The organism is Fodinicola feengrottensis, from assembly GCF_039530045.1.
GTDB lineage: Bacteria > Actinomycetota > Actinomycetes > Mycobacteriales > HKI-0501 > Fodinicola > Fodinicola feengrottensis.
Genome location: NZ_BAAANY010000018.1, coordinates 115,946 through 122,089, shown reverse-complemented (window position 1 = coordinate 122,089; position 6,144 = coordinate 115,946). Strand labels below are relative to the sequence as shown.

General features: G+C 67.2%; 5 protein-coding genes and 1 pseudogene. 4 read left to right on the top strand and 2 right to left on the bottom strand.

Annotated elements, in window-relative coordinates:
- Positions 1–295: 295 nt before the first annotated feature.
- On the bottom strand, positions 296–1,858 hold the full coding sequence (locus ABD301_RS22940; RefSeq protein ID WP_344312474.1) for an alpha/beta hydrolase: 1,563 nt from the start codon (positions 1,856–1,858) through the stop codon (positions 296–298).
- Positions 1,859–2,073: 215 nt separating this feature from the next.
- Between ABD301_RS22940 and ABD301_RS22935 the strand changes: the two genes are divergently transcribed.
- The 3 genes from ABD301_RS22935 to lipB all read left to right on the top strand — a co-directional run bounded on the left by ABD301_RS22935 (position 2,074) and on the right by lipB (position 4,559).
- Complete coding sequence (locus ABD301_RS22935; RefSeq protein WP_344312471.1) at positions 2,074–3,015, top strand: DUF3500 domain-containing protein; 942 nt, start codon at positions 2,074–2,076, stop codon at positions 3,013–3,015.
- A gap of 76 nt (positions 3,016–3,091) precedes the next feature.
- Complete coding sequence (locus ABD301_RS22930; protein WP_163567953.1) at positions 3,092–3,889, top strand: SDR family NAD(P)-dependent oxidoreductase; 798 nt, start codon at positions 3,092–3,094, stop codon at positions 3,887–3,889.
- Positions 3,890–3,911: 22 nt separating this feature from the next.
- Positions 3,912–4,559 carry a lipoyl(octanoyl) transferase LipB gene (gene lipB / locus ABD301_RS22925; RefSeq protein WP_163567954.1) on the top strand — a complete coding sequence of 216 codons (648 nt, stop codon included), beginning with the start codon at positions 3,912–3,914 and terminating at the stop codon, positions 4,557–4,559.
- 162 nt (positions 4,560–4,721) lie between these two features.
- Here the strand turns inward: lipB and ABD301_RS22920 are convergent, their stop codons facing one another.
- Entirely contained in the window at positions 4,722–5,651 is a 930-nt protein-coding gene (locus ABD301_RS22920) for an LLM class F420-dependent oxidoreductase (RefSeq protein WP_163568047.1), read from the bottom strand.
- Between the two features lie 135 nt (positions 5,652–5,786).
- On the opposite strand from ABD301_RS22920, the pseudogene ABD301_RS42510 reads away from it, so the two are divergent.
- A pseudogene (locus tag ABD301_RS42510) lies at positions 5,787–6,098 on the top strand (DNA polymerase III subunit beta family protein); the annotation flags it as partial.
- Positions 6,099–6,144 lie beyond the last annotated feature (46 nt).

Genomic DNA, 6,144 nt, shown 5'->3' with positions numbered 1-6,144 from the left:
TCCCGAATAACAACAAAAACTCCGACTCGACACGCCGAAACAACCTAACAAAGTACTACTAGGGTGCGGCGCGAAACTGTCGTACCGACGTGAAATTTTGAGCCCCCGCCCTTTCAGAAGGGTGGGGGGTGGGTGGCGGGTTTTCATTACGCAAGTTGACGCGCGCGCGAGATAAGCGCGCGCTCAGGCGTCGACGGTGTGGCCGTCAAACCAGCGGAAGGCTGCCCAAATAGCGAACGCGGCCGCGGACTGGGGATCCACGGCCGCGCACACTGATGCCATCGACCCGGTGGGGTTAGAAGGGTCGCTGGCGGGATTCGATCTGCTGGATCAACTGGGTACGGTCAGCGCCAGTCGCCTTGGACTGCAGCTGCGCGTTCCCAGCGGCGCAATACTTGTCGGTGTTCGGGAAAGTGCCGTCCACCAGGAATGCCGTCGCGATGTTCGCCGCACAGGTGTTCGGAGTGAGCAAATAGACGCCGTGGCCGCCCTGGTTGACGGTGACCAACCGCGCTCGATTTCCGAGCGAGGCACGCATTTGTACGCCACCTGAGTAAATCGTCGCCGGGTCCCGCAGGTTCTGCAGCACCAGGATGTTCGACGGCCCGTTCGAGGTGATCGGCACCAGCGGCTCGGTCGGCGCCTTCGGCCAGAACGCGCATGGCCAGACGTTGCCCGCCATCGCGCCGGAGACGGGGAAAAGTCGGGCGTCGTGTTTGCTGTCGGCCTGATATTGCGGCAGCGACTTCGGCCAGGTCGTGTCACCGCACAGCACGCCGAGCAGCACCACGGCGCTCGAATCATCCGGAGCGGCGTCGAACACCGACGCTATTTTCGCTGCTTTCACCACGTCGGCTTTGTCAACAGACTGCCAAAGCTGAGCCAACGCGGAGAAATTCGCGTCATTGTAGAGCGCGCCACGGGTCGTACCACGGAAAAGGTTACCGGTCATGCTCGGTTGCGGATGCGCGTCCAGCTTCGCGGCCAACCGGAAATACGTCGCTCGTACGGCGTCAGAGGTGGCGCCCAATCCGTAGGTCGCGTTCTGAGCCGCCGCCCACTTGGTGAAATCCGGGAACCGGATCTCGGTCGACGGGCCCCAGGCGCGGAACTCGTTGCGCCAGATCATTTGCGACCCGACCGAGCTGTCCAGGATGATCCGGTCAGTGTGGGTCGCGAAAAGCGACGAATAAACCGCGCCAAGATACGTCCCGTACGAATAGCCGAGGTAGGAGATTTTCGGCTCCCCCAGGCCCATCCGGATCTGGTCCATGTCGCGAGCGGTATTCGCGGTGGTGATGTAGGGCAGCTGCGCGCCACTGTGATCGAAACACTGCTGCACCACTTGCCGCTGGGACGCGACCTGCGCGGCGAACCCGTCCGGGCTCGGGTACGGGATCAGGTTCTGCTGCTGTTGCGCACTGAGTCCGCAGGTCAGCGGGTTGCTATGACCAAGGCCGCGGGGATCGAAGCCAATCAGGTCGTACGACTGCAGGACGCTCGCCGGCATCAGCGAGCCGAAGACCAGCGGCAGGTCCAGGCCGGGACCGCCGGGACCGCCCGGGTTGAGGAGCATCACGCCCCGGCGCTTGGCCTTGTCGGTGGCTGTCAGTTTGGAAACCGCCACGTTTATGTGCGGTCCGCTGGGCCTTTTGTAGTCCAGCGGAACGGAAATCGTCCCGCACTGCAGGGCGGCCGCGCCAGGTTCGGCGGCGATGTCGGGCGGGCAGGCGCCCCACTGGATGGTCGGGGCCGCGGCGGTCACCGGCGCGGCCAGCGCCGGAGCCGCGATGAGGCCGGTCGCGGACACCGCGATCAGCACCGCCGCGAGAACTCCGGCCGGTCGTTTCTTTCGCATGTATTGCTCCCATCGGGGGACATTCATGGCCCTCTTACACTTTCGGTCCAGGACGGTCATTGCGTCCTTCGCGGGGATGAGCTGATCTCGTGCCCACGATTTAGGGGCGTAGTCAGGGAAACGCCGTAGGTGACCAGGCATTTTCCTTTTGCCGCTTTTGTCCGGCATTTCGTGACCGTCGGCGAAGTGGCCCAGGGTGCCGTACGGTGAGGGCCGTGCGAATCCATCAGGAAATGGGATCGGCGGCTGCCCAGCTCGCGACATCACTGACCGACGCGCAACGCGCCGAGATGTGTCGTCCGCTGACCGACGAGGACCTGCGCCGCGACTGGACGTACGTCCCGGCCGACCGGGCCGGGCTGACCTTCGCGGACCTAAATCGCGCCCAGCGCAAGGGAGTCCACCGGCTGCTGGCCACCGCGCTGAGCCCGCACGCGTACGCGCAGGCCGCCAGCATCATGGCGTTGGAGGACGTGCTTGACCTGCGCGAGGGTGGCGCCCGCGGTCGACACAACACCGACTACTGGACAGTTTTCTTTGGCGATCCGCAAAAAGACGACGCCTGGGGCTGGCGGTTCGAGGGCCATCACGTGTCGGTCAACGTGACCGTCGTGGGCGACCAGGTCGCTGTCAGCCCGTGTTTCCTGGGCTCCAACCCGGCGGTCATCGACTACCGCGGCACGGCGGTCATCGCGCCGCTCACCCAGGAAGCGCAGTTGCCTCGGGAGCTGCTGGCCGCGATGGGCGCCGACTGCCGGTCCACCGCGATCGTCGCCGACGCGGCGCCGTGGGACATCCGTACGAGCGACTCGCCGCGCGTCGGCGGCGCCGCGATCGAGCCGGTGGGCGTCAGCGGGGCGAAGCTGCCCGGTGCCGCCGCGGAACTGTTGCGCCGACTGGTCGATCTCTATGTCGACCGACTTCCGGCCGTACTAGCCGCCGATCGGCGCCCTGACCTGAATGAGCTGCAGTTCGCCTGGGAAGGTCCTCTGGAGCCCGGCCAGGGCCACTACTATCGTTTGCAGGCGCCGAATTTCCTGGTCGAATACGACAACACGCAGAACGACGCGAACCACATCCACAGCGTCTGCCGCTTTCCGACCGCCGACTTCGGCGACGACATCCTCGCCGCCCACTACGCGACCCACGACCACTAGTCACCGTCGCCCTTGCCAGTGCCCGTGAAGACCCTGCGGAGCAGCGAGCGGGGGCCAGGATGGGTACGGTTTGGCCATGCCGCTGCCGTTCAGAAGTGCCCTGGTCACCGGGGCGAGTTCGGGGATCGGGGCCGCGATGGCCCAGCTGTTGGCCGGGGTCGGCGTCGACCTGGTGCTGGTCGCGCGGTCCGCCGAAAAGCTCGAAACACTCGCCGCCGAGCTGCGCGAAGGGCACGGCGTCAGCGTGGACGTACTCCCCGCCGACCTCAGCGACCCAGCCGGAATGAAGAAGGTCGAAACCCGGCTGGCGGACGACTCGCGGCCGCTGGATTTGCTGGTCAACAACGCGGCCGGCGGGATGTTCGGCAAGTTCGCCGAACTGGACGCGGACGACTCGACCCGGCTGGTCACCCTGAACGCGATCGCGCCGATGCGGCTGACCCGGGCCGCGCTGCCCGGGATGATCCAGCGCGAACGCGGCTGGGTGTTGATCGTCTCGTCGCTGGGCGCGCTGCAACCGGCCCCGCTCTTCGCGGTTTACACGGCCACCAAGGCTTTCCTGACCAACTTCTCGGAGTCGGTACACGAGGAGGTACGTGACTCGTCGGTGGTCGTGACGGTCGCGATGCCCGGCTTCACCAAGACCGCGATGGGCGACCAAACCGGCGTCGCGGACTCCGGCGCCGGCGCGTTGTTGTGGGACAGTCCGGAAAACGTGGCCCGGATCGCGCTCACCGCGTGCGCGCTCGGCCGGGCCACCATCGTGCCGGGCACACTCAACTCGGCGATCGCGACCACCAGCAAGCTCAGCCCACGCGGGCTGATGCGGCGGCTGTCCGGGATGACCACTGGGCGGATGAGCGCGAACTCCTGAGTCGCGGCGTACGTTTGTCGGCGTGACGACTTCTCTTTCGCACCAGCTGACGGTCGTACGCGCCGGGACGGTCGACTACGTCCAGGCGTGGGAGCGTCAGAAGGAACTGCACGCCGCTCGGGTGGCCGGCGAGATCCCGGACACCGTGCTGCTGCTGGAACATCCAGCGGTCTACACGGCCGGCAAGCGCACCGAGGCCTGGGAGCGGCCGGCCGGTGACACGCCTGTGGTGGACGTGGACCGGGGCGGCAAGATCACCTGGCACGGGCCGGGCCAGCTGGTCGGCTACCCGATCGTGAAGCTGCCCGACCCGGTGGACGTGATCGCGTTCGTCCGCCGGATGGAGCTGATGTTGATCGACATCTGCGCGACCGTTGGCGTGACCGGCGTACAGGTCGAAGGCCGCAGCGGCGTCTGGGTGCCGGCCGACGACCGCGGCCCGGACCGCAAAGTCGCGGCCATCGGGCTGCGGATCGCCAAGGGCGTGACCATGCACGGTTTCGCGATCAACTGCGACGCCGACCTGGCCGCGTTCACCACGTTCGTCCCCTGCGGCATCACCGACGCAGGTGTCACGTCGTTGACTCAGGAACTCGGCGCCCGGGTGCCGGTCGAAGAGGTCATCGCCGTTACCGAGGCCGCTCTCCCCCAGCTCCTCACCCAGCCTTAGCCGACCGGAGGCAGGTCTTGGGGCTCTCGTGATACTCAGCGTGATGTCGGCTCGTCGAGTGCGGCACAATGTCCCGCACTCGATGTCGAGTGCGGGACTTTGTACGGCGGTCGATGAGCTGAGGAACTAACAGTTTCGCGCCGCACCGGCTGTTTTCGGCGGTCAGATCTGTGGACGGATCTCGGACGCGATGAGGTCCAGCTGGTCGAGATCTGACAGGTCCAGAACCTGCAGGTAGAACCGGGTGACCCCAGCGGCCACGAAGGCGCCGAGTTTGTCGACGATCTCGGCGGGCGAGCCACAGAGGGCGTTTGCCTTCAGGTCGGAGACCTCCCGGCCGGTGGCGGCGGCCCGCCGTGCGACGGTGGCCTCGTCCTTGCCGATCGCGACGGTGTTCGCGTACGACAGGACCAGCGCGTCCTTGTCCCGGCCAGCGGCAACGAGGGCGTCGCGTACGACGTCGAACTGCGCGGTGGTCGCGTCGATGTCCCGGAAGGCCACGTTGAACTCGTCCGCGTATTTGGCCGCGAGAGCCGGAGTCTTCTTCTTCCCGGCGCCGCCGATGATGATGGGCGGCCGCGGTGACTGTGCCGGCTTGGGCAGCCCAGGCGAGTCGACGAGCTGGTAGTGCTTGCCGTCGAAGTTGTACGTCTCTCCCGCCGGCGTCGCCCACATGCCAGTGATCAGCTCGAGCTGCTCAGCGAACCGCTCGAACCGCTCGCCGAGGGCCGGAAACGGCAGGCCGAAAGCCTGGTGCTCCTGCTCGAACCAGCCCGACCCCAGCCCGAACTCGACCCGGCCGCCGGACATCTGGTCGACTTGGGCGACTTGGACGGCCAGCACCGCCGGATGCCGGAAGGTCGCCGAGGTGACCAGCGTGCCGAGCCGGATGCGGGAGGTCTCGCGGGCCAGCCCGGCGAGCGAGGTCCAGGCGTCGGACGGCCCGGGCAGCCCGGAGATGGGACCCATCTTGTGGAAATGGTCGGAGCGGAAGAACGCGTCGAAGCCGTTCTCCTCGGTCTTCTTGGCAACGGCCAGCAGGTCGTCGTAGCTGGCGCCCTGCTGGGGCTCGGTGAAAATGCGCAGACTGATAGCCATGACCAAGATCCTATTCACGCCATTGACCTGCGATCATCCCGCCATGGGACGCCCCGCCGCGGCGTCCCGGCGTACAGATGAGGGCGACACGCCGAGAGGGTGCCGGCGGTCGTGGGCCAGCCGGCGGGAATGTCGGTGGGGACGGCTAGCGTGCCTCGCATGGGCCTTGACCTGACCGCGCCAACCAGTTCGCTCGCCGCCGCCGCGGTGGAGCTGACCCGCCTGTTGCCGGGCCGGATCACCGAGCCGGTGCTGGCCGGCGTGCTGGTACGGGCAGACCGCTCTGGCGTCCGGCTCGCCGGCACCGACCGCGAGCGGTTCGCCGACGTGTCGACCGGCGCGACCACGCACACCGAGGGCACCGTGCTGGTGCCGGCCCGGCCACTCGCGGACACCTTGCGGGCGCTGCAGGATCCCGAAGTGCGGCTGGTGACCGAGGGCTCGCGGCTGGCCATCCGTACGCCGTCGGCTCGTTTTGCCTTGCCGC